General features: G+C 63.3%; 23 protein-coding genes. 8 read left to right on the plus strand and 15 right to left on the minus strand.

The genetic code is table 11. The annotated features are described in order from the left end of the window. Positions 1–49: 49 nt before the first annotated feature. The 6 genes from SJY18_RS04630 to SJY18_RS04655 form a co-directional block, all read right to left on the minus strand. A complete protein-coding gene (locus SJY18_RS04630; protein WP_396668552.1) occupies positions 50–544 on the minus strand; it encodes a GNAT family N-acetyltransferase in 495 nt (164 codons plus the stop codon). Between the two features lie 30 nt (positions 545–574). Beyond that, positions 575–2,251, minus strand: coding sequence for a ribonuclease J (locus SJY18_RS04635; RefSeq protein ID WP_337338732.1), 1,677 nt, complete (start codon positions 2,249–2,251; stop codon positions 575–577). Positions 2,252–2,329: 78 nt separating this feature from the next. Beyond that, positions 2,330–3,307, minus strand: coding sequence for a 4-hydroxy-tetrahydrodipicolinate synthase (gene dapA / locus SJY18_RS04640; RefSeq protein ID WP_337338733.1), 978 nt, complete (start codon positions 3,305–3,307; stop codon positions 2,330–2,332). Between the two features lie 23 nt (positions 3,308–3,330). Then, entirely contained in the window at positions 3,331–4,095 is a 765-nt protein-coding gene (locus tag SJY18_RS04645) for an SDR family NAD(P)-dependent oxidoreductase (protein WP_396668553.1), read from the minus strand. Further along, positions 4,092–4,613 carry a dihydrofolate reductase gene (locus tag SJY18_RS04650; RefSeq protein WP_396668554.1) on the minus strand — a complete coding sequence of 174 codons (522 nt, stop codon included), beginning with the start codon at positions 4,611–4,613 and terminating at the stop codon, positions 4,092–4,094. Before SJY18_RS04650 ends, SJY18_RS04645 begins: the two co-directional genes overlap by 4 nt. Continuing rightward, positions 4,610–5,419 (minus strand): thymidylate synthase, encoded by an 810-nt coding sequence (locus tag SJY18_RS04655; protein ID WP_337338736.1) that lies wholly within the window; start codon positions 5,417–5,419, stop codon positions 4,610–4,612. Before SJY18_RS04655 ends, SJY18_RS04650 begins: the two co-directional genes overlap by 4 nt. 71 nt (positions 5,420–5,490) lie before the next feature. Here SJY18_RS04655 and SJY18_RS04660 point away from each other — a divergent pair, with 71 nt between their 5' ends. From SJY18_RS04660 to SJY18_RS04670, 3 genes are all read left to right on the plus strand, one after another. Next, entirely contained in the window at positions 5,491–5,928 is a 438-nt protein-coding gene (locus SJY18_RS04660) for a thioredoxin family protein (RefSeq protein ID WP_337338737.1), read from the plus strand. Between the two features lie 104 nt (positions 5,929–6,032). Then, positions 6,033–6,458 (plus strand): OsmC family peroxiredoxin, encoded by a 426-nt coding sequence (locus tag SJY18_RS04665; protein ID WP_396668555.1) that lies wholly within the window; start codon positions 6,033–6,035, stop codon positions 6,456–6,458. Then, on the plus strand, positions 6,451–7,365 hold the full coding sequence (locus SJY18_RS04670) for a TIGR01777 family oxidoreductase (protein ID WP_396668556.1): 915 nt from the start codon (positions 6,451–6,453) through the stop codon (positions 7,363–7,365). The genes SJY18_RS04665 and SJY18_RS04670 overlap by 8 nt, the downstream gene beginning before the upstream one ends. An 8-nt stretch (positions 7,366–7,373) precedes the next feature. Here SJY18_RS04670 and SJY18_RS04675 read toward each other — a convergent pair whose 3' ends face one another. Then, complete coding sequence (locus SJY18_RS04675) at positions 7,374–7,823, minus strand: tetratricopeptide repeat protein (RefSeq protein WP_337338740.1); 450 nt, start codon at positions 7,821–7,823, stop codon at positions 7,374–7,376. Continuing rightward, entirely contained in the window at positions 7,820–8,638 is an 819-nt protein-coding gene (dapB, locus tag SJY18_RS04680) for a 4-hydroxy-tetrahydrodipicolinate reductase (protein WP_337338741.1), read from the minus strand. Before dapB ends, SJY18_RS04675 begins: the two co-directional genes overlap by 4 nt. 57 nt (positions 8,639–8,695) lie before the next feature. On the opposite strand from dapB, the gene SJY18_RS04685 reads away from it, so the two are divergent. After that, entirely contained in the window at positions 8,696–9,175 is a 480-nt protein-coding gene (locus tag SJY18_RS04685; RefSeq protein WP_396668557.1) for a GNAT family N-acetyltransferase, read from the plus strand. Here the strand turns inward: SJY18_RS04685 and SJY18_RS04690 are convergent. From SJY18_RS04690 to SJY18_RS04700, 3 genes are all read right to left on the minus strand, one after another. Then, positions 9,172–9,774, minus strand: a complete 603-nt coding sequence (locus tag SJY18_RS04690; RefSeq protein ID WP_337338743.1) for a histidine phosphatase family protein — start codon at positions 9,772–9,774, stop codon at positions 9,172–9,174. The two genes, SJY18_RS04685 and SJY18_RS04690, sit on opposite strands and share 4 nt — an antisense overlap. A gap of 85 nt (positions 9,775–9,859) precedes the next feature. Then, entirely contained in the window at positions 9,860–10,900 is a 1,041-nt protein-coding gene (locus SJY18_RS04695; RefSeq protein WP_396668558.1) for an aldo/keto reductase, read from the minus strand. Positions 10,901–11,165: 265 nt separating this feature from the next. Beyond that, positions 11,166–13,457, minus strand: coding sequence for a polyribonucleotide nucleotidyltransferase (locus tag SJY18_RS04700; RefSeq protein WP_396668559.1), 2,292 nt, complete (start codon positions 13,455–13,457; stop codon positions 11,166–11,168). Positions 13,458–13,760: 303 nt separating this feature from the next. On the opposite strand from SJY18_RS04700, the gene SJY18_RS04705 reads away from it, so the two are divergent. Both SJY18_RS04705 and SJY18_RS04710 read left to right on the plus strand, forming a co-directional pair. Then, positions 13,761–13,943 carry a DUF5302 domain-containing protein gene (locus SJY18_RS04705; RefSeq protein WP_337338746.1) on the plus strand — a complete coding sequence of 61 codons (183 nt, stop codon included), beginning with the start codon at positions 13,761–13,763 and terminating at the stop codon, positions 13,941–13,943. A 13-nt stretch (positions 13,944–13,956) separates the two neighbouring features. Beyond that, on the plus strand, positions 13,957–14,616 hold the full coding sequence (locus tag SJY18_RS04710) for a hypothetical protein (protein WP_396668560.1): 660 nt from the start codon (positions 13,957–13,959) through the stop codon (positions 14,614–14,616). A 7-nt stretch (positions 14,617–14,623) separates the two neighbouring features. Here the strand turns inward: SJY18_RS04710 and SJY18_RS04715 are convergent, their stop codons facing one another. From SJY18_RS04715 to SJY18_RS04730, 4 genes are all read right to left on the minus strand, one after another. Next, entirely contained in the window at positions 14,624–16,591 is a 1,968-nt protein-coding gene (locus SJY18_RS04715) for a glycosyltransferase (protein WP_396668561.1), read from the minus strand. Positions 16,592–16,746: 155 nt separating this feature from the next. Then, positions 16,747–17,391: a CE1759 family FMN reductase gene (locus SJY18_RS04720; protein WP_337338749.1), complete on the minus strand. Its 645-nt coding sequence runs from the start codon at positions 17,389–17,391 to the stop codon at positions 16,747–16,749. Then, positions 17,388–18,476, minus strand: coding sequence for an LLM class flavin-dependent oxidoreductase (locus SJY18_RS04725; protein ID WP_396668880.1), 1,089 nt, complete (start codon positions 18,474–18,476; stop codon positions 17,388–17,390). The genes SJY18_RS04720 and SJY18_RS04725 overlap by 4 nt, the downstream gene beginning before the upstream one ends. A gap of 77 nt (positions 18,477–18,553) precedes the next feature. Beyond that, positions 18,554–19,705, minus strand: a complete 1,152-nt coding sequence (locus tag SJY18_RS04730) for a N(5)-(carboxyethyl)ornithine synthase (RefSeq protein WP_396668562.1) — start codon at positions 19,703–19,705, stop codon at positions 18,554–18,556. A gap of 111 nt (positions 19,706–19,816) precedes the next feature. Between SJY18_RS04730 and SJY18_RS04735 the strand changes: the two genes are divergently transcribed. After that, positions 19,817–21,001, plus strand: coding sequence for an acyltransferase family protein (locus tag SJY18_RS04735; RefSeq protein WP_396668563.1), 1,185 nt, complete (start codon positions 19,817–19,819; stop codon positions 20,999–21,001). Further along, a complete protein-coding gene (locus tag SJY18_RS04740) occupies positions 20,998–23,121 on the plus strand; it encodes a RecQ family ATP-dependent DNA helicase (protein ID WP_396668564.1) in 2,124 nt (707 codons plus the stop codon). The genes SJY18_RS04735 and SJY18_RS04740 overlap by 4 nt, the downstream gene beginning before the upstream one ends. The last annotated feature ends 63 nt before the right edge of the window (positions 23,122–23,184 follow it).

Raw genomic sequence — 23,184 nt, forward strand, 5'->3', positions numbered from 1 at the left:
GAACGACGCGGCGCCCGACAAGACGCGTCAGTGGCGAGCCGGGTAAGAATCAGCGCAGTCGCCTGACCATCGTGACGCGAGTGGCACCCTGGTCGGTCATGGCAAAACCTTCGGAGCGATACAACGTGGTCGCGTAGTTCTCGCGCTCCACGCTCAGACTCAACCGTGCATACCCGGCCGCCTGCGCGGTGGCAGTGAGGCTGCGCAGCAGGGCCCTGCCGACGCCGCGCGCGCGCCAGATCGGACGAACACCGATGATCAGCTCGGGCACGCCAATGTCGACATAGCCGAATCCGGGTTCGTTGCGAGGCAACGTTCTATACCAGGCCGCGCCGATCGCTTCACCACTGCTCGATTCTGCGATCACACCGGTGTCTCCCGGCCTCATCCAACCGGTGACATAGCGCAGCTGCACCGCTGAGGTAAGCACCTCATGCTTCGGACGTGCCCCTGCGGGCTGCCAGTTTGCTGCTTCCACCAACATGTCACCCAGGAACGCGCCGTCCGGCTGTGTAGCTGGTCGCAACACGAAAGCGGAAGACATGTCGCGAGTGTACCCAGCCGAGCAGGTGGTCTACGCCTCGATGACGAGCGGCACGATCATCGGACGTCGACGCAGCGCCTGGTTCACCCATCTGCCGATCGTGCGACGAACAACCTGCGACAGCGCGTGCGAGTCACGCACACCTGAGCGTGCGGCTTCTTCAAGCGCCGCAGCGATCTTCGGCTTGACGCTCTCGAACACATTGTCGTCTTCTGCGAAACCACGCGCGTGAATCTCGGGACCCGAGATGATGCGCCCGGTTGCGGCATCAACCACCACGATCACCGAGATGAAGCCTTCTTCGCCCAGGATGCGACGATCCTTCAGATCCGCGTCGGTGATCTCTCCTACGGTCGAACCATCGACGTACACGAAACCGAGGTCGAGCTGCCCCACGACCTGCGCATCGCCGTCACGGAGGTCGATGACCGTGCCGTTCTCGCCAATGATCGTGCGGTCAGATTCAACGCCGGTGTCTTGAGCGAGTTGGGCGTTCGCGATCAGGTGTCGGTATTCGCCGTGAATCGGCAAGACGTTCTTGGGCTTGAGGATGTTGTAGCAGTACAGCAGCTCACCGGCAGCAGCGTGCCCGGAAACGTGAACCTTCGCGTTGCCCTTGTGGACGACATGGGCACCGAGCTTGGTAAGACCATCAATCACCCGATACACGGCGTTCTCGTTGCCCGGAATAAGGCTCGACGCCAGAATCACCGTGTCGCCAGGCCCTGGCTCGATCGCGTGATCGAGATTCGCCATGCGGCTGAGCACCGCCATCGGCTCGCCCTGCGAGCCCGTCGACATGTAGACGATCTTGTCTTCGGGGAGGTCCTTGGCCTTTTTATAGTCGATCAGCACACCCTCGGGAACCTTGAGGTAGCCGAGATCAGCAGCGATCGTCATGTTGCGCACCATGCTCCGCCCGAGCAGCGCGACACGACGCCCGTGGGCATGCGCTGCGTCGAGCACCTGCTGCACGCGGTGAACGTGGCTTGAGAAACTGGCGATCACCACGCGGCGCGGAGCCTTTGAGATGACCTGCTCCAGCACAGGGCCGATGTCGCGTTCAAGCGGAGTGAATCCGGGAACGTCGGCGTTGGTCGAGTCGACGAGGAAAAGGTCAACGCCTTCTTCGCCCAGGCGCGAGAAGGCGCGCAGGTCGGTGAGGCGGCCGTCCAGCGGCAGCTGGTCCATCTTGAAGTCGCCGGTGGCGAGAACGAGACCAGCAGGGGTCCGGATTGCGACAGCGAGCGCATCGGGAATGGAGTGGTTGACCGCGATGAACTCGAGATCGAAGGGTCCCAGCTTCTCGCTCTGCCCCTCGGCGACGGTCAAAGTGAAGGGACGGATCCGGTGCTCTTTGAGCTTTGCCTCGATGAGGGCAAGAGTAAGGCCCGAGCCGATGAGTGGGATGTCCTTCTTCATCTTCAGCAGGTACGGCACGGCGCCGATGTGGTCTTCGTGGCCGTGCGTCAGCACGACCGCGACGATATCGTCAAGGCGACCCTTGATGGGCTCAAAGTCGGGCAAGATCAGGTCGACACCCGGCTGGTGCTCTTCGGGGAACAACACCCCGCAGTCCACGATGAGCAGCTTGCCCTCGAACTCGAATACGGTCATGTTGCGACCGATCTCACCGAGACCGCCGAGCGGGGTGACCCGCAGCGTTCCGGGCTCGAGTGCGGGCGGGTCGTAGACGGTGCGGGGCATGGTCATCTCCTCAGGATGCCGAAGCATCCAATATCCAATGGGTCCGCGCGCGAAGTGCGTGTCGCGGACTGAAGTACTTCATCGCGTGGTGCCCGACACCTTCGGCAAAGCGCCACCGGCGGCGGCATTGCGGTCAGGTCGGAAATTCGAGAAATCGACACTCGGGACGTTGGTCACGAGGGCAAGCTCGTCTTCGATTGCCGCCGCTTCCCACTCTTCTGGGCCGACAAGGGGCAGGCGCACGCGGGGGCTCGCGATCCGACCGAGCCCGTGCAGGATGTATTTCGCCGACACCGTGCCCGGAACATGCGTCATCACTGCGCGCACGAGCGGTTCCAGCTGCTTGTGCGCGGCAGTCGCAGCAGCAAGGTCGCCGCGGTTCACAGCGTCGACGATCTCGCGGTACGGCTGCGCGGCAATGTTGGCGGTTACGCCGATCATGCCGCTCGCACCGATCGACAGGTGCGGAAGAACGTTGGCGTCGTCACCGGAGAAGTACAACAAGTCAGTTTGGTTGAGCACGCGGCTCACCTCGCTGAAGTCGCCCTTCGCATCTTTCACCGCGACGATATTGGGGTGCTTTGCCAGCCGCAGGATCGTCTCGTATTTGATTGGCACACCGGTGCGACCGGGAATGTCGTAAAGGATCACGGGCAGATCGGTGGCATCGGCCACCAGCCGGAAGTGGGTCAGAATGCCCGCCTGTGTGGGCTTGTTGTAGTAAGGGGTGACGATCATGATGCCGTCAGCGCCCGCGCGCTCACTCGCCTTATAGAGCTCTATCGCGTGGGCAGTCTCGTTCGAACCGCCGCCCGTGATGATCTTCGCGCGCCCAGACGCAACATCTTTGCCGACCTCGACCAGCCGCAGCTTCTCTGCGTCGGTAAGCGTCGAGGTCTCGCCGGTCGTTCCCGTGACGACGATGCCGTCAGCACCGGCGGTGATCACGTCGTCGACGTGTTTTTCCACCCCGGCCCAGTCAACCTCGCCGTCCGCCGTCATCGGAGTGACGAGCGCGACCATTACCTGACCGAAGGGATTGCCAATATGAGCCACCCCTCAACAGTACCGGGTGCGTGCTATCTGCCCGATTCCCCCACGCGTGCAGCCAGCACCGCTGGCACAAACCGCGTCAGAGCGACAAGCAGCGAGTACCGCTTCGAGGGGACAGACACAGCTTTGCCTCGAGCAACGTCGCGCAGCGCATCACCGACGACTCGATCAGCATCCAGCCACATCCACCCAGCGACCCCCTCGTTTCCGGGAGCCAGACCCATTCGTTCGTGAAAGTTGGTGTGAGTGAACCCGGGACACACCGCTGTGACTGTCACGCCGCGCCGCGCGTAAGCTCCGTTGGCCCACTGGCTGAAGCTCACGAGCCAGCGCTTGCACGCGCCGTAGGTGGAGCGCGGCGTGTACGCCGCAACGCTGGCAACGTTGACGATGCGGCCGTGGCCGCGCTCGAGCATGGCTCCTAGCGCCGCATGGGTGAGGCGCATGGGAACTTCGACGTGCAGGTCGAGGTGACGTACCTCGTCTTCGATGTCGTTCTTGTCGAACTCCAGCGGCAACCCGAAACCGGCATTGTTGATCAGAATCTCGATGGGGTGATCTGTGTCGGCGACCCGCCGCTCGACCTTCTCACGCTGGTGCGTCTTCAGAAGGTCAATCGCCATGACCTCCACGTTCACGCCGTGGGCGGAGCGCAGTCGCGTCGCGAGGGATTCAAGGGCCGGATGGTCGCGGGCGACAAGAACGAGATTTGCGCCGCGCTGAGCGAGTTGGCGTGCGAATTCGGCGCCGAGTCCGGAGCTGGCGCCGGTGATCAAAGCGGTTTTGCTCATTCGTTCTTCCTGTCGTCACGTTCACACGTCACAAAGCGATATCGAATCCCGCTCGACGATAGATGCCAGCCGGCAGAAGGATCCTCGGTGGTCGTGTGCCATCCCGACCGCGACGGGGCGAAGGTGTCTCCTGCAGTGGCGAGATCGAGCTGCGTCACTTCGAGCCTTGTTGCGTGTTGCATGCTCTCGGCAAACAACGCTCCGCCGCCAATCACCCACGCCCAATCCGTGCTCGAGTCATCAACCAGCGCGATCGCGCTCTCGAGTGAGCTCACGCGTTCCGCGCCAGTGGCTGTCCAGTTCTCGTTTCGAGTGACCACGATGTTGCGGCGGTCGCGCAACGGACGGAATCTTTCGGGCAGCGATTCCCACGTGCGACGCCCCATGATCACCGGGGCGCCGATGGTCACCGCTTTGAAGTGCGCGAGATCTTCGGGAACGTGCCACGGCATTCCGCCATCAGCGCCGATCACGCCCCCTTCGGCTTCAGCCCAAACCAGACCAATGAGAACGCTCATACCGCCACGGCGCCTCGGATCGCGGGATGGTGCTGGTAATCCTCGACGACAAAGTCCTCGAACGCGTAGTCGAAAACGGAGTCAGGCTGGCGGCCGAATCGAAGCGTCGGGTAAGGATAGGCCTCTCGGCTCAGCTGCTCGCGGACTTGCTCGCGATGATTGTCATAGATGTGGCAGTCTCCGCCAGTCCAGACGAAATCCCCCGGCTCGAGTCCTGTCTGCTGCGCGACCATCAGCGTGAGCAGCGCGTAGGAGGCGATATTGAAGGGAACCCCCAAGAAGAGGTCTGCGCTGCGTTGATAGAGCTGGCACGACAGCCTTCCGTCGGCTACGTAGAACTGAAACAGCGCATGACACGGAGCGAGCGCCATGTTGGGAATATCTGCAGGATTCCACGCCGAGACGATGAGGCGTCGCGAGTCGGGATTGACGCGGATCTGTTCGATCACTTCTGTGATCTGGTCGATCTGCGCACCGTTCGGTGAGGGCCATGAGCGCCACTGCACGCCGTAAACGGGGCCGAGTTCACCGCGCTCATCGGCCCATTCGTCCCAAATGGTGACACCGTTTTCTTGGAGCCATTGCACATTGGATTCGCCACGCAGAAACCACAGCAGTTCATAGGCGATCGATTTGAAGTGCACCCGCTTGGTGGTGATCAGCGGAAAGCCCTGCGAGAGATCGAATCGGATCTGGCGACCGAAAGCGCTCGTCGTCCCCGTCCCGGTGCGGTCTGCCTTGTGGGTGCCATTTTGCAGCACATCCCGCAAGAGGTCTTCGTATGGAGTGGGAGTTGGCGACGTCACGGCGCCCACTTTACCGCCGGCTTTGGGGCGTGTGGCGACGATCACCGTGAAAGGGGATACCCTTGCGTGTTGTGAACCTCGTCGACGTCCTTATTGTCATCGCCGCCTTGCTCGCGCTGACAACGGCCGTAGTGGCGGTACTGCATTGGATGCAATCGCGCCCGAGGCGAAGCATCGACCACGAGGTGATTCAACCTCAGCGACTTGGCGCCGATGCGCTCGGCGACGTCGCGACCCTCTTGCAGTTCAGCACTGAAGCAGGCGCTCGTTGCCCGAGCGTGCACAAGACTCTCGCTGACGTCGCCGCGGACCACGTGGGAGTTCGCCACCTCGACATCGACTTGACTCACCGCCCCGACATCGCGCGACACTTTCAGGTACTGCAGACGCCCACCACGCTTGTGCTGGACCGCGATGGCGCCGTGCAGACACGCTTCGGGGGAACACCGGGCCGCCACGTGCTGGAGCTTGAGCTGTCACGCCTCGGCGCCGAGATACCACACGCCTGATCAGCGCGCTGGTTCGACGGAATCTCTCGCGCAGATCGCGGTCGCCGGTTAGGCTGACCGCGACGCGTAAGGACTCCCCCGGCGCGTGAAACAGGAGGCTACCCATGACAGTCACGAGCGAAGCAACCACCGCCTGGGAGGGTGACCTCGCAACCGGATCAGGCGCCGTCACTTTGGTGTCGTCGGGTCTTGGCAGTTTCGATGTGAATTGGAAGGCGCGCAGCGAAGGCTCGACGTCGATGACGACCCCCGAAGAGTTGCTGGCTGCCGCGCACGCGTCGTGCTTCAGCATGGCGCTGTCTCACGCCCTCGGTCAGAATGGCACACCGCCAGAACGCATCGACGCGACAGCGTCGGTGTCGTTCACTCCCGGCACCGGAATCACCGGCAGCCACCTCAACGTCAACGCCGTGGTCCCCGGGCTGAGTGCCGAGGATTTCGAACGTTTCGCCGCAGATGCGAAAGCCGGTTGCCCGGTCTCGCAGGCGCTCGCAGGAATTGAGATCACGCTCGAGGCGACGCTTGCCTGAAGCACGCCCCGATTCCCGAGTCGTTGTCGCCGGAGCCTCTGGCCTGGTTGGCACCGCTCTTGTCGACAGCCTGCGAGCAGATGGCATCGACGTCACCACTCTCGTGCGGCGACCCGCGACCGGCGCAGACGAAGTGCAGTGGCTCACCGATACTGAGAGCCTCGACCCTGACGTTCTCGCCGGGGCAAGCGCTGTGGTGAGCCTCAACGGCGCCAGCATCGGACGCGTCCCGTGGACAAGTTCCTACCGCAACACTCTGCTGTGGTCGCGCATTGCGCCGACGCGGGCTATCGCTCAGGCGATCAGAGCCCTCGGAGCGGATGCGCCTGCCTTCTTGAGTGCATCCGCGGTGGGTTTTTACGGCTCGGCGCCCGGAGTCGTCCTCACCGAGCGTGCTGGGCGAGGTGAAACGTTTCTCGCCGACCTTTGCGGTGAATGGGAGACAGCTGCACTCGGTGCCGGCGACGCCGCGCGAGTCGCGCTCCTTCGCACCGCTCCGATTGTCCACCGCGAAGGCGTGCTCAAACCCATGATTGTGCTCACCAAGGCGGGCGTGAGCGGAAAGATCGGCCGCGGGACGCAGGCGTGGCCATGGATCTCGCTCGATGACGAAGTTCGCGCGATTCGACACGTGATCGACTCCGAGATATCTGGCGCCGTCAACCTATCAGGGCCCACCCGCGCCACCGCGAACGATCTCGGTTTCGCGCTGGCGGTCAGGATGAACCGTCCGTTTGTTCTGCCCGCACCGGTGTGGGCGATGAAAGCGGCTCTGGGCTCTGACGCCGTCGAGTCGTTGCTCACCAGCGACGCTCACGTCGTGCCCGAGGTACTGAGCGAGTCAGGATTCACGTTCACTCATGCCACCGTCGATGAGGCGGTCGCCGCTGCGCTACCGGCTGCATAGGTCTGATCTCAGCCGCGCCGCTGTCGCGCTTCGAGGATGATCGCGCGTCTGATCGCACCGCGAGCCCGACGGCGATCACCCGACGCGTCATAAGCGATGCCCAGGCGATACCATCCAGCCCAGTCGTCGGGGTTCTGCTCGACGGCGCTGCGGTAGTGGGGGAACAACGCGTCTGCGTCTTCGCGCACCACACGGCCACTGGGACGGACAGAGACCGGTTCGTCAGGGAGGGCCCCGGCTGCCTCTAACCGACGACCGAGTTGGTCTGCACGAACCCCGAACCACAGTTCACGCCCCAGCGCCCAAAGCGCGATGAGCGGCAGCACGACCAGCGCTGCGCCCATCAGGATGCCGACGGGGTCTGCAGAGATGAGCAAGAGCCACGCACGCTGACCCACCAGGAGTACGTACAGCAACAACAGCACCGCCATGACGGCGACCCCGATGCGTGCGCTCATGTGCTCGTTGCCTGCGCCACCTGGCCGGGGACACCGCCGTCGTCAAAGGGCTTCGCGTCGCTTCTGCGCGAGCCGGGCGGGCGGATGCCGATGTCAAGAAAGCTATCGAGTCCGACCGTGACTCCGCTCGCATCGCGCGCAGCGGCAAGTGCCAACCGGATGCCAGGCGCGTAGGCCAGAGCCGGTTCTACGGTGTCGTGCACGATCGTGAGTGACTCTCCTGCCCCCGACAGAACCGTCTCTTGCTTGGCGACAACCCCCGGTCGGCGAAGGGAGTGAATCGGAACGCTCGCCACCTGCTGTCCGCGCGCGCGTTGGTCAACGTGCGGTGACTCCACCGGCCCTACCGATGTGCGCGCGGCAGCGATCATCTCGGCGGTGCGCACAGCCGTGCCACTGGGGGAATCGATCTTTGACTCACGGTGGGCTTCGACGATCTCAATCGAAGGAAAGAACGGCGCTGCCGCGGCTGCGAGTGCAGAGCCCAGCACCGATCCGAGCGAGAAGTTGGGGATGAAGACGACGCCCGTCTCGGCGGCTTTGACGAGAGGCCGCACCTGCGCAATTCGCTCGGCGGACCAACCGGAAGTTCCCACGAGCACGTTGATGCCGAGATCGATCGCTGCACGGACCACATCGATCGACACCGCGGGAGTGGAAGCATCCACCACCAGATCGGCGCCCGCAATCTCGGAAAGGTCGGAGCGCGAAGTGAGCACCGCCGAAACCTCGAATTCGTCTTCAGCCTCAACCACGGATCGGATTATTCCGCCGAGTTTGCCGGTGCCGCCTACTATCGCCACGCGCGTCGTCATGGCCTCCATCCTAAGTGCGCCGCCGGACGAGCATCCCCGGTGCAATATCGTGGAGGCGTGGTGACGATTCAAGAATCTGCGGTCGACGCGCCGGAAGCGCTTTCACTGCTGGAGGAGTACTTCCGCTCGCGCGAACTGGGCTTCGCAAACCAGAACGTCGTGTACTCGATCGCGTTCCCGGCGGTCGATGCATTCACCGCACCCGCGGGGGTCTTCGTAATCGCGCGTGACGAGAGCGGCAGGGCCGTGGGGTGCGGGGGCATTCGCCGCGTTCCCAGCGGGCAGAACGGCACTCGCTACGAGCTGAAGCACCTCTATCTGCGTCCCGAGACGCGCGGCCGCGGGTGGGGTCGAAACCTGCTGAGCGCTCTAGAGAGCCACGCACAAGCCCTCGGCGCCAGTGAGCTGGTGCTCGATACCCATCACTCGCTGACCGCAGCGGGCGCGCTCTATGCCAATGCTGGCTATATGCTCACCGACCCATACAACGACAATCCCAACGCAACGCGTTGGTACGTCAAGTCGCTCGTCGGCTAGAACGGGTAGGTATCGGGCAGCCCTGTCTCAAGCTCCTTCGGCAGGTGCGCCAGATCATTGTGTGAGAGCAGCGTCCAGGGCCGACCCTGTTTTTGGGCGATGACGCTCAACCCGCAGTGAGCTTGGTTGAGCGTCATCCAGCGCCAATCTGGAGCTTGCAACACCTCTCGCACAAACCACGAGATGACGAAGTTGTGGGTGATCAGCAGATCATGCACCTCACCGTTCTTGCGGATCAGAAATTCACTCACGGCATCGGCCATCTGGGCACGTCCCGCGTCGACTTCTGCTTCGGTGATCGAACCGAAGAACGGCTCGAAGGCCGGCGGGGTGTCGTCAGTCATACCCGTGGGCACGCAGTCGAACAGCAGCGCCGATGGTTCGGGATTCAACGACGGCATGCGCTCTGCCACCGCGCGAGCCGTCTCGCTTGCACGCTCAAGCGGTGAATGCCACATGCGGTCGAATGGAATGCCCGACAGACGATCGGCAACAGCCTCGGCCTGCCTGCGACCACGTGCCGACAGCGGGCCATCCGAGAGGCCGTACTCCGCGTCTTGGTGCTCGCCGTGCCGCACGAGGTAGATATAGTGCGTCACGCAACTCACTCCGTTGTTGAGGGGATCGGGTGCCCGATTCGAGCACCATTCCACCCTACGTCACGCCACGGACGCGACCGTCCTGTCAGTCTGCGGCGCGGGCGATATCGGCGAGATGGGCGCGGCTCAGAGGCACGCCGACCCCCTGAACCAGCTCTTCGATGTGCCCCGACGCGAATGCGTTGATGATCGGTGCGGTAACCAGTTTCTGAGCGAGCAGCCAGGCGACGGCGATGGCCGCGTCTGGCACACCGAGCTCGGCACCAACGGCGTCCAGCGCGCGCAGGGTGCGACTGCCCCGACGATTCAGGTTCGCGGCAAGTTGCGCGCTTCGCACCGAAAGGCTTCCCGCGCGACGAGTGCGCGCGCGGCCAGCAAGAAAACCGTGCTCGAGCGCGTGAGACGGTGTTACGGCCATGTTCTGAGCGCCGGCGACAAGACGTAGGTCGGGATCGAACTCGTGGCGGCGCAAGACATTGAACGGCACGTCCAGCACCTTCAGCCGCGGAAAACCTGCCGAAGACAGGATCCTCGCTTCCACCAGCTGCTCTGCGGTGTAGCCCACAGCCCCGATGCTCTTCACCTTTCCGCTTTCAACCAGCCACTCGGTGGTGGCAAGGGTGTCTTCAAGCGGGGTCTTCGAATCGGCAACGGCATCGAGATAGAGGACGTCGATCACGTCGGTGTTCAAGCGTGTGAGGGATGCTTCGACGGCACGAACCAGGTTCACCGACCCGAGACCAGGGTTGTCGGCGTGACCGCCCACCCTCACGCCCAACACCATCTCGTCGCGTAGTCCCCGCGCGCTCAACCACCGGCCGATGATGTGCTCGCTACGGCCGCTGGAGTAACTGTCGGCGGTGTGAAGCGCATTGCCGCCTCGCTCGACAAACGCGTCGAGGATCTCGTGGCTTGACTCAAGGTCGACGTTCCACCCGAATTCAGCTCCGCCCAGAATCAGCGGGAAGATCTCTTCGCCTGTCTCACCGAACGGCACGCGAAGTGCGCTGCCCAGCGGCGCCCCCTGAACAGGGATGGGGGCTGAGGGATGTTCGGCGGCGTTGCTCGCCGGCGAAGGGTGTGCTCCCGCTGACGAGAGCGTCGAACCTACGCTAAAAAAAGCCATGCCCTACCCCCTCACGATGGCCCTGGAAGAGGCTTCGTGACTGACACACACCCCCCGGTGCGATACTTCGAGGCTAGGGCCTAGTGCCGGTTTGCTCGGATGAAACGGCGAGATAGCTATAAACATTCGATAACGCTTTTAGGCAGACCAGTGGCCAAATACAAATGTGTCCCCCAAACGGAGGACACATTGAACGCCTTCTGCAAACGGCAGATGCCCGCCTCCGAGTGGGGAGACGGGCATCTGCGTTCGAAGCGAGAGAGGACTATCCCTCGGCAGGTGCCTCAGGACCCTCGCTGGCAGCAGCGCGGCCCTCCTGGTCTGCGGCCTCTTCGACAACCGGCTCCAGCGACAGCTTGCCGCGGTCGTCGATCTTCGTGATGCGCACGAGCAGCTTCTGGCCTACACCGAGCACGTCGTCGACGTTCTCAACACGCTTGCCACCGGCGAGCTTGCGGACTTCGCTGACGTGCAGCAGTCCGTCTTTTCCGGGAAGGAGCGAGATGAACGCACCGAACGTAGCGATCTTGACGACCGTTCCGAGGAACTGCTCGCCGACCTCGGGGTTGGTCGGGTTGGCGATCGCGTTGACCTGCGCGCGAGCAGCCTCAGCCGACGGGCCGTCGACAGCACCGATGTAGACAGTGCCGTCTTCTTCGATCGAGATCTGAGCGCCCGTCTCGTCCTGGATCGAGTTAATCGTCTTGCCCTTGGGCCCGATGAGCTCACCGATCTTGTCGACGGGGATCTGGACGCTGATGACGCGAGGCGCCGTGGGAGCCATCTCGTCAGGCGTGTCGATCGCGGCGTTGAGCACACCCAGGATCGTGAGGCGAGCCTCACGTGCCTGCTGGAGCGCCGCCGTGAGCACCGATGACGGAATGCCATCGAGCTTGGTGTCGAGCTGGATCGCGGTCACGAACTCACTCGTACCTGCGACCTTGAAGTCCATGTCACCCAGAGCGTCTTCGGCACCGAGAATGTCGGTCAGCGCGGCGTAGCGCGTCTGGCCGTCGACCTCGTCCGAGACCAGACCCATGGCGATACCGGCGACGGGTGCGCGCAGCGGCACACCAGCGTTCAGCAGCGACAGCGTCGAGGCGCAGACAGAACCCATCGACGTCGAACCGTTTGAACCGAGAGCCTCGGAAACCTGACGGATCGCGTAGGGGAACTCTTCGCGGCTCGGTAGAACCGGAACGAGGGCGCGCTCGGCAAGAAAGCCGTGCCCGATCTCGCGACGCTTCGGCGAACCCACTCGACCGGTCTCACCAGTCGAGTACGGCGGGAAGTTGTAGTGGTGCATGTAGCGCTTGCTCGTGATCGGCGACAGTGAGTCGATCTGCTGCTCCATCTTGAGCATGTTCAACGTGGTGACGCCCATGATCTGGGTCTCGCCGCGCTGGAAGATCGCCGAACCGTGAACGCGCGGGATGACCTGCACCTCCGCGTCGAGCGGGCGGATGTCAGCAAGACCACGACCATCCATACGGACGCCCTCGGCAAGAATGCGACCGCGAACGATCGTCTTCGTGACGGACTTGTAGGCAGCGCTGAACTCAGCCGCTGCAGAGGCAGGCAGTTCGCCGGACTCAACGGCGGCGGCAACCTCAGCCTTGACAGCATCCTTGAGCTCGTCATCAGCGGACTGACGCTCCTGCTTGTCGGCGATCTGGTAGATCGGAACGAGCTCGTCGTAGGCGCGGCCCGCAACAAAGTCGTACGTCTGCTGCTGGTAGGGCGGGAAGACCGGGAAGTCCTTGATCTCCTTCGCTGCGGTGCTTGCGACAGCACTCTGGGCATCAACGAGCTGCTTGATGAAAGGCTTCGATGCTTCGAGACCTTCAGCGACAACCTGCTCATTGGGCTTGACGGCGCCGCCCTTGATGAGGTTCCACGAACCTTCAGTTGCTTCGGCTTCGACCATCATGATCGCGACATCTTCGTTACCGTCAGCGTCGGTCACGACGCGACCGGCGACAATGAGGTCGAAGACAGCTTCTTCAAGCTGGCCGACGGTGGGGAACGCGATCCACTGGTCAGCGGTCTCGCCCTGGCCGGGGATCAGCGCGAGGCGCACACCGGCGATGGGGCCCGAGAACGGCAGACCAGAGATCTGCGTCGACAACGACGCCGCGTTGATGGCTAGGGCGTCGTAGAATTCGCCGGGCGCGATCGAGAGCACGGTGACAACGATCTGCACTTCGTTGCGAAGGCCCGAAACGAACGACGGGCGCAGCGGCCGGTCGATGAGACGGCACACGAGAATCGCCTCGGTCGAGGGGCGACCTTCACGACGGAAGAACGAGCCGGGGATCTTGCCAGCTGCGTACGACCGCTCTTCGACGTCGACTGTCAACGGAAAGAAGTCAAAGCCTTCGCGCGGGTGCTTTCCTGCGCTGGTAGCCGAGAGGAGCATTGTCTCCTCGTCGAGGTAGGCAGCAACGGCGCCCTGCGCCTGCTGTGCCAAGCGTCCGGTTTCGAACCGGACTGTGCGAGTGCCGAAGCGGCCGTTGTCGAGAACAGCTTCAGCAGCGGTGATTTCAGGACCTTCCAAGAGGTCTCTCCTTCTTTGTTTTGACTCGCGCGCCCGTATGGCGCGCGAGTGCATGCGAAGGAGCAGGAACAGGCAGATATGGGCGTGCGAATCTTCTGCGTACCGCCTGCGCTGGCCACCAGTAGAAGAGCACCATCAGTCGATGGGAGTCCACCACAGGGGACCAGCTTTCTGCCAGCCTGCTCCGGGAGCTCATATTGAATTGAGCGGATGCCACACGGGCAACCTTCCTAAGGGTATCAGCGAGGGGCGATTTGACCCCTATCCTGGGCGCGATCCGGCCAGCCGCCGTATGGTTGGTCTATGAGTACCGAGGATCAGCCGGCAGGCGCGGCGTCAGATGAGATGAAGCGCAAGTTCAAAGCGGCGCTGGACAAGAAGAACTCGCATCAGCGCGAGGGCGAGTCACACCTCGATGGAGACTCAGCCGTGCACGGCACTCACGGCGCGGTGACCAAGCGCGAGTTCCGCCGCAAAAGCGGCTAATACGATTGACACCGTGACGCTTCCCGTGGATTCAGAGACAAACGGCGCCGCCACCACAGTCAGACGTCTACGTCGCGAGGCGTGGGGGTTTGCGGTGGGTTCGGCACTGTTCTTCGTCGGTGCGCTCCCGTTCTACGCTGACGCCGTCGGCATCGTTGCGACGAACGTCACGTTCGTGGTCGGGTCGGTGTTCTTCACACTCGCCGGCTTCATTCAACTGAGCCTGAGTGGCCGCCATGTGCCGCACGCGAAAATGAACCGAGCTGATCGCGCCGACTGGTTCGGTGCCGCCGTGCAGTTCGTCGGGACGCTGCTGTTCAACCTCTCAACGATTCTCGCCCTGCTTGCGTCTATTCGCGAGCCCGATGCGGTGGGCGTCGGGTGGCGTCCAGACGCGTGGGGTTCGTTGGCCTTCCTCATCGCCAGCGGCTTTGCGCTGATCGCGACTCAGCGACGAGGACAGCTCTGGGACACGGACGCGCGAACGTGGCACGGAACGTGGCTCAATGCGCTCGGGGCGGTTGCCTTCGGCGTTTCAGCAGTGGGCGCGTATGTGCTGCCCTCGAGCGGCGATCTGCTCAGCGCGTTCTGGGCCACCGTCGGCACCGCAATCGGCGCGGTCTGCTTCTTTCTCGCCGCCATCCTGTCGCGCCGAGCAATCCCGCTCGAGTGAGAGGGATCTAGCTCACCGGCGCATTCGAACGCTCGTCGTCGCGTCCACCGACGAGCGTCCAGGAATCGTGCTTTGCCGACAGCCCGTCGCCCGCGGTTCTTCCGAGCACTCGGCGCCACATCCACGGCAACACGTCGCGAACGAACCAGGTGCCGTGTGTCGGCTGTTCACGGTCTTCGTGCAGCGCGGCGTCGAGGCCTCCGAGCGCTTCGGCATCGGGCACGCCGAGTGCCTCCGCAGCGCGATAGGCCAAGAATCGGTGACCGCTCGAGCGCAAGTGCACTCGGTCCTCGGCCCAGTGGGTCACATCGCCAATTGCTGGCGATGACTCCAGATCCAGCAGGATCGCGCCCGTATCGGCAGCGATGCGGCGCAGCTCAGATGCGTAGATCGCGAAGCGCCGGGCAAACGGCTTCGCGGTGAGACGCCGCGGGAGAAACGGAGTCACCAGGAGCACATCGATACCCTCGTCTCGCAGCACTCGTACAACCTGTTCGAGTTCGCGAGCCAGCACACAGGGATCCGTACGGTGACTGACCAGGTCGTTGCCCCCCATCAGGATGGACACGAGGTCTGGCCGAAACCGCAGCGCCTGCGGCAGCTGCGAACCGGCAAGGTCGCGCACCCTGCGACTGCGTACGGCCAGGTTGGCGTAGTGCAACGCAGGCGCATCGGCACGCCTGAAGGCCAACAATTGCGCGAGTCGGTCTGCCCAGCCGCGGTGGCTGCCATCCTCAACTCGTGAGGTATCGCACAGCCCCTCGGTAAGCGAGTCCCCTAGGGCCACGTATCGTGACCATCGCGGCGCAAGACCGACGACGGGGATCGTCGGGCGCGTCGCTGCACGGGCGAGCAATGCATCGTCAAGAGGCCGCAGCGCCCGCGCCTCTTCGTAGTACTCAACCAGCTGCGCGCACACAGCACTCCAGGTGCGCTCTTGAACCGATTCGTGAGCAGCTCGGGCGAAAGCCCGACGCTTGCTCTCATCGCCGACGAGATCAGACACTCGCGCTCGCAGTTCGTCGAGATCACCCGGACGGTAGAGCCATCCGTCAACGCTCGATCGCACCAGGTCTGCAGGCCCTCCGACGCCGGGAGCCACGACAGGCACACCACTGGCGAGCGCTTCCTGAATCGTCTGGCCGAAGGTCTCGCTCTCGCCGGTGTGGACGAAGACGTCAAAGCTCGCTATCGCTTCACCCAAGTCGGCACCCGACAGGTGCCCGGTGAATACCGCTTGCGGAAGCATCCGCTGCAGCGTGGCGCGCGAAGGGCCATCGCCTACGACGACGAGCTGAATACCTTCAAGGTCGGTGAGCACACGCAGATCTTCCACTTGCTTCTCGGGGGCCAGACGCCCCACGTAGCCAACCACCGTGCGCTCCCCCGCTACGCGAGAGCGCCATTGCTCGCTGCGCCGCGAAGGCGAGAAGCGTTCGATGTCGACGCCACGACCCCACCGCCGCAGGCGGTCCACGCCCAGTTGCTCGAGTTGCCGTTGCGAGGCCGATGACGGTGCGAGCGTGAGCGTGGCGCGGCGGTGCAGTCGAGCGACGTGACCGCTGACGAGAGCAGTCGCTTTCGGCAGCCCGTACTTTTGCGCGTACGCGACGATGTCGGTCTGATAGACAGCCACCGTGGGAATCTTGAGCGCATCGGCTGCGGCCACGCCTTGCCAGCCAAGAACGAACGGCGACGCCAGGTGCACAACATCAGGGTTGAACGCCCGCAGGATGCTCGTCAACCGTGCAGCGCGAGCGAAAACCACCCGCACCTCTGGATAGCTCGGCAGCGGCACTGATCGCAACAGCTCCGTCTGCGCGCCATGCAGATCAGCATCCACCTCCCCTGATCGCGGCGCGATCACGAGCGTTTCGTGGCCACCTGCGGCAAGGTGGCGAAGCACCTGCAACACAGACCCGGTGACGCCATTCATGTGCGGCAGGAACGATTCGGCGAGCAGTGCGACTCTCACGTCTCCAGGGTGAGGCCATGTTGGCGTGCATGTGCTTCAAACCGGCCATCGCGCACGAGTGTTCATACAGTCCTTGCCCGCACGTCACCGGGAGTGCGACTGAACGCCATCCGTTCGCACTGCGTTCACCTGATTGGGCTCGACTGAACCCGAAGCTACTCGCCGGCCGAGCCGCCGAGCAGCTGACCAAACGACTGCCCGCCACCCAAGTAGGCCGACGGATCGAAAGGGTCGGCGTTCGGCGTGGATTCGTGGCGGAGGATAGCCCCGGCAAGCTCCCGCGCTCCGCGCTGAATCCGTTCGCTCAACGGGGCGACCTGATCGCCGCTGGTGCCCCAATCGCTCGACGCCGCGAACACCCCCGTCGACACCGGCTCGGCGTGCAAGTAGGTGAACAGCGGCCGAATTGCGTAGTCGATAGCCAGTGAATGCCGAGCTGTACCGGCGTTGGCACCGAGCAGCACGGGCTTGGTCGCCAGTGCATTCGGTTCAAGCACGTCGATGAACGACTTGAAGAGTCCGGAATAGCTGGTTGAGAAGATGGGCGTCACCGCGATCACGGCATCTGCTGATACCACGGTGTTGATCATCGAATCGAGCGAGGCGGGAGCGAACCCGGTCAGCAGGTTGTTCGTGATGTCGTGCGCGAAGTCGCGCAGTTCGAACACATCAGTGGTGGCAGCTACGTTCTGCTCCCCCAGCGCCGCGATGGTCGCGGCCGCCAAGCGATCGGCGAGCATGCGAGTGGAGGACGGGCTGGACAAGCCGGCAGACACTACCGCGATACGGCGAGCGCTCATCGAGCCACCTCGACGTTCGCCGTCGCAACGCGCTGCGCATGTGTCGGCGCATCTGGCACATCGGCGGGTCGATTCTTGGCGAACTCTTTGCGCAGCGCAGGCACAACCTCGCCGCCGAGGATATCGAGTTGCTCAAGCACCGTCTTGAGCGGAAGGCCCGCGTGATCCATCAGGAACAGTTGCCGCTGGTAGTCGCCGTAGTACTCGCGCATCGAGGCGTAGCGATCAATGACCTGCTGGGGCGAGCCGACCGTGAGCGGTGTCATCTCGCTGAAGTCTTCGAGTGAGGGACCGTGTCCGTACACCGGTGCGTTGTCGAAGTACGGACGGAACTGGGTCACGGCGTCTTGCGACTTCGCCGCCATGAACGCCTGGCCGCCGAGGCCCACGATCGCCTGTTCAGGCGTACCGTGCCCGTAGTGGGCGTAGCGCTGACGGTACAGTGCGATCAGGCGCTGGTAGTGCTCCTTTGGCCAGAAGATGTTGTTGGCGAAGAATCCGTCACCGTAATAGGCCGCCTGCTCGGCAATCTCAGGGGTGCGAATGGAACCGTGCCATACGAACGGTGCAACGCCGTCCAAGGGTCTGGGCGTTGATGTGAAACCCTGCAGTGGCGTGCGAAATTTGCCTTCCCAATCCACCACCTCTTCGCGCCATAGCCGGTGCAGCAGGTTGTAGTTCTCGATCGCCAGCGGCAATCCCTGCCGAATGTCTTTGCCAAACCACGGATAGACGGGCCCGGTGTTGCCGCGCCCGAGCATGAGATCGACTCGGCCGTCAGACAGGTGCTGCAACATGGCGAAGTCTTCGGCGATCTTGACAGGATCGTTGGTCGTGATCAGTGTCGTGGCCGTAGAGAGCACGAGGTTCTGAGTGTGCGCCGCAATATAGGCGAGTGTTGTGGTGGGCGATGAGGACCAGAACGGCGGATTGTGGTGTTCGCCGAGTGCAAACACATCGAGTCCGACATCTTCAGCGTGTTTAGCGAGCGTGACGGTGTCACGAATCTTGTCACGCTCGGTCGGCGTTGCACCGGTCGTTGGATCTTCGGTGATATCGCTGACAGTGAAGATGCCGAACTGCATCTGGGATGTGACGTCGCTCATGATCGCTCCTCGCATTTTCTATGCATTTGAATGTATCTCATGCAACGCGGCTTGCGTCAGGATATTCCTCGTGCGTGTGGATGCTTCGCTGCGCGACCCTGGAACTCGAGAATTGCGGGGTTGATGATCACCCCATCTTGAATCTCAATCGCCCTTCTGATCGTCTCACTTTGACTCCAGGCTTGCGGGCCGTTCATGACGGTCGGGACGAAGCGCAGCAACGCCTCGCTGATCTCCCAGCTGGCCGAGTTCCATAGGTGTGACGGGCTGTGGTCTACTCCGTAGTAGTTCACGCGGCCGTGCACGGTGAACATCGGGTCAGCGAAACTTGTGGGTCTCGCCCATTCGAATCCCATGCCCTCGTCGCACGACACATCGACAATCAAGCTTCCCGTCCGGAACGCGTCGAGGTCCCGCTCTCGCAGGTACAGCAGTGGCTGGTTCGGATCTTGCAACGTGCAGTTGACGACGATGTCACTCTCGGCAAGGAACGGCGCCAGTGGCAGCCGACCTTCGTCAGTGATGACCTCGCTCAGATATGGCCCGTCATCGTGATCGAATTGGATCATCTGCGCGGAATGGATGGGCGAGGCGACAGATGCGGTGCGACGGTTGGTCAGCACACGCACGTCGTGAACGCCGTGGGCGCGCAGCGCGGTTACCGCCCCTCGCGCTGTGGCGCCAAAGCCGATGACAACCGCGGTGAGCCTTCGTCCGTAATCACCTGTGGACCCACACAGCTCGAGCGCGTGCAGTACCGAGCAGTAGCCCGCGAGCTCGTTGTTCATGTGGAAGACGTGGAGCCCGAAGGCGCCATCTGCACCCCAGTGCTGCATGGCTTCGAACGCGATGAGCGTCAAACCTTTGTCGATAGCGAGCTGCGTCATGGCTTCGTCTTGAACAAGGTGAGGCCACCCCCAGAGTGTCTGACCGTCGCGGAGCTCGCGAAGGTCTTGCAGCTGGGGCTTGGGCAACAGGATCGTGTCAGAACTCGCGATGATCTCGCTTCGCGGCAGTATGGCTCCGACAAAGGGCCGTAGGGCTTCGTCGCCGATGCCAAAGCGCTCCGCGTAACCTTGCTCCAGCAAGACTCGAGGCCGCAGCTCGACGGGGATTCTCTCAAGGTGACCCGGATGAATGGGAACCCGTCGCTCGTCGGGCTTGCGGGAGGCGCCAATAACGCCGAGGACTGGACTTGCAGCGGACACTATGTCCCTCGTTCCGTGGACCGGGCAGAAGCCAGCCCCGGGAGCCTTGACGCTACACCTCCATTTCAGCACCTGCGCACACTCGTGTGGCGGGATATGGTGGCCTCGGCTATGACTGAATCCGCGCACTCCCCCTCTCCGACCGGCCCGGTGGCAACCACCCCGCCTCACACGGGCGCCACCGCCATGTCGACGAGGCGCCGGATGCCCTTCTGGGATAACGCCCGGTTCGCCTGCATCGTGCTGGTGGTTCTAGGGCACGCCGTTCAGCGGTTGACCTATGACTCCGATATAGCGCTCGGACTGTACCTGCTCGTCTACGCATTCCATATGCCCGCTTTCGCGATCATCGCCGGCTACTTCTCAAAGTCAGCCGCACCTACCAAGAGACAGATGGCGCGTGTCATCACTGACATTTTGGTGCCCTACGTCATTTTCGAGTTCTTGTGGACGGTCACCAAATGGTTCGTCGAGGGCCGCGCTGACCCCAACATCACCAAGCCGTCATGGACGCTCTGGTTCTTGCTCGCCTTGGGTATCTTCCGCCTCGTGCTGCCATATCTCGCACTGCTTCGCTGGCCGCTGCTGTGGACCATCGCGATCTCGGTCGGCGCCGGCTACCTGACCAACCTCGGTGACACGTTCTCACTCGCCCGCACTCTGGGGCTGCTGCCGTTCTTCACCTTGGGATGGTGGTTGAGCGAGCACCAGATCGTTGATCGACTCCGCCTGCTCGAACGCCGCCCATGGTGGACGTACGTCACGGCGATCGGCGTTTTCGCCATCGCCGGGTGGGCAGCGTGGAATTTCGTGGAGCTCTGGAACGCGGTGAATCTTCGGCATTGGCTCTTCTACGACGACTCGTACGCTGACATGGGCGGCACGCAGTGGTGGGCGGGCGGTGTGCGCCTGGCGCTCATGGGCATTGCATTGGTGTTGTCGTTGGCATTCTTTGTTCTCGTTCCGCTGCGCAGCACCTGGTGGACTCACTTCGGCCAGTACACGATGTACGTCTATCTGCTGCACTCGTTCGTGCTCTATCCGCTGCGAGAGTCAGGAGTGCTCAGAAACCTGGAGCCGACCTGGATCTGGCTGCCGCTTGTGATCGTGGCATCGGTGCTCATCGCGCTGGGCCTCGCTACCAAGCCCGTTCGAAGAGTCTTTCGCCCACTCGTCGAGCCCCGACCTACATGGCTGTTCTCCGATTCGTCGCTCGCCGCTCGAGAAGGTCGACGCGCTGACCCCACTGGCTCACGACGCCCGCGGGAGTCGCCATCGCATCGAGAGCAATCGTGAGCGGCGAGCCGACCGGCGATGTTCGCGACGAAGCGCTCGATGTTCTTCGCACCCTCGTAGGGCACGCCGATGCTCGCTTTCACGAGGGCCAGTTCGAGGCAATCAATGCGCTCGTTCGTGACCATTCGCGAGCGCTCGTCGTGCAGCGCACCGGCTGGGGCAAGTCGGCCGTCTACTTCATTTCGACGCTGCTGCTGCGTCGCCGCGGAGCAGGCCCGACCATTCTCATTTCACCCCTGCTGGCACTCATGCGAGATCAAGTAGCTGCTGCTGCGCGCGCGGGCGTTCGAGCGGTCAGCATCAATTCTGGCAATGCACACGAGTGGGGCGAGGTTCTCACGCGTCTGGGCAACGACGAAGTCGACGTGCTGCTGGTGAGCCCAGAGCGATTGAACAACCCGCGCTTTCGCGACGAGCAGCTTCCTGCCCTCATCGCCCGCGTCGGGCTGCTCGTCGTCGACGAGGCGCACTGCATCTCAGACTGGGGACACGACTTTCGACCCGACTACCGTCGCCTACGCGACCTGATCGCGCAGATGCCGGCTGGCGTTCCGGTTCTGGCCACGACCGCGACTGCGAACGAGCGTGTAGTGCACGACGTCGAAGAACAACTCGGCTCGCTGACGAGCGGCGTGATCACCATTCGTGGGCCGCTCGCGCGCATATCCCTCAGGCTTGGCGTGTTGCGCTTGCCTGACGCGGCGAGCCGGCTGGCATGGCTGCTCAGCAACCTCGATTCACTCCCCGGCAGCGGCATCATCTATACCCTGACCGTAGCCGCAGCCGCAGACACCGCCAGGCTTCTTCGCGAAGCGGGCTATTCGGTACTCGCTTACACGGGGCAAACCGACCCCACTGAACGAGAAGCTGCGGAACAACAGCTCAAAGCCAACGAGGTGAAAGCCCTGGTCGCGACGAGTGCGCTGGGGATGGGCTTTGATAAACCTGATCTGGGGTTCGTGGTGCATCTCGGTGCACCGTCATCGCCGGTGGCCTACTACCAGCAGGTCGGGCGCGCCGGACGTGCGACTCAGAACGCCGATGTGCTGCTGTTGCCCGGGCCCGAAGACGAGGCCATCTGGCAGTACTTTGCTTCTTCGTCGATGCCTGACGAGGCCAAAGCCGCCGCGGTGATCGATGAGTTGCAGCATGACGGTGGCACTGTCTCGACAATCGCCTTGGAGTCTCGGGTCAACCTGCGTCGCAGTCGGCTCGAACTGCTGCTGAAGGTGCTGGATGTGGATGGCGCAGTCGAGCGCGTGCAGTCCGGCTGGCGAGCCACTGGCACACCCTGGCACTACGACGCGGAGCGCTACGCCCGCATCGGCGCCGCCCGCAGCAGCGAGCAGCGGGCGATGAAAGACTACGAGACCACGAGCGCCTGCCGGATGGAGTTTCTGCAGCGCTCGCTCGACGACCCCGCAGCCCGGCCCTGCGGCCGATGCGACAACTGCACGGCGCCGTGGTACCCGACTCAGATCGCCACATCGGCCACCACCAGCGCCGACGAGGCTTTGAACCGGGTCGGGGTTCTTATCGAACCGCGGGCACAGTGGCCAAGCGGCATGTCTGCGCTGGGGGTCGACCTGCGCGGAAAGATCGCCGTCGGCGAGCGACTTGCCGCGGGACGAGCGCTCGCGAGACTCACCGATCTTGGTTGGGGCGGTCCGCTGCGCGAGCTGTTGCAGCCGAGCACGCCTGACAGCGATATCGCGCCAGCACTAACCCAGGCAATTGTTCGAGTGCTTGCCGAGTGGGATTGGGGGCCGCGACCTATCGCTGTCGCGTCGATGCCGTCACGCTCGCGCCCACGACTCGTTGCGTCGCTGGCTCGAGAGATTTCGCACATCGGCAGACTTCCCTGGCTTGGTGCTCTAGAACTCACCGGAGACGGCCCGAAAAACAGCAATGGCAATAGCGCCTACCGCCTTGCCGGCGTCGCCAGCAGCTTCAGGGTCAGCAACGAACTCGTCGAGCGCCTTCACACCCTCGAACCCGGGCCCGTGTTGCTGGTCGACGATTTCGTCGACAGCCGCTGGTCGCTGACGGTCGCCGGCCGCTTGCTTCGTGCCGCAGGCGCCGAGAGCGTGTTGCCCTTCGCCCTTGCCGTTCGCGCGTAGCGGCGGGCTGCCGGCGATCATCACGCAAAAAAAGAAGTCGCCCCACACCGTGGGACGACTTCT

Origin of the sequence: Microbacterium sp. R86528 (assembly GCF_044596335.1) — a bacterium.
In the GTDB taxonomy this organism is placed as follows: Bacteria; Actinomycetota; Actinomycetes; order Actinomycetales; family Microbacteriaceae; genus Microbacterium; species Microbacterium marmarense.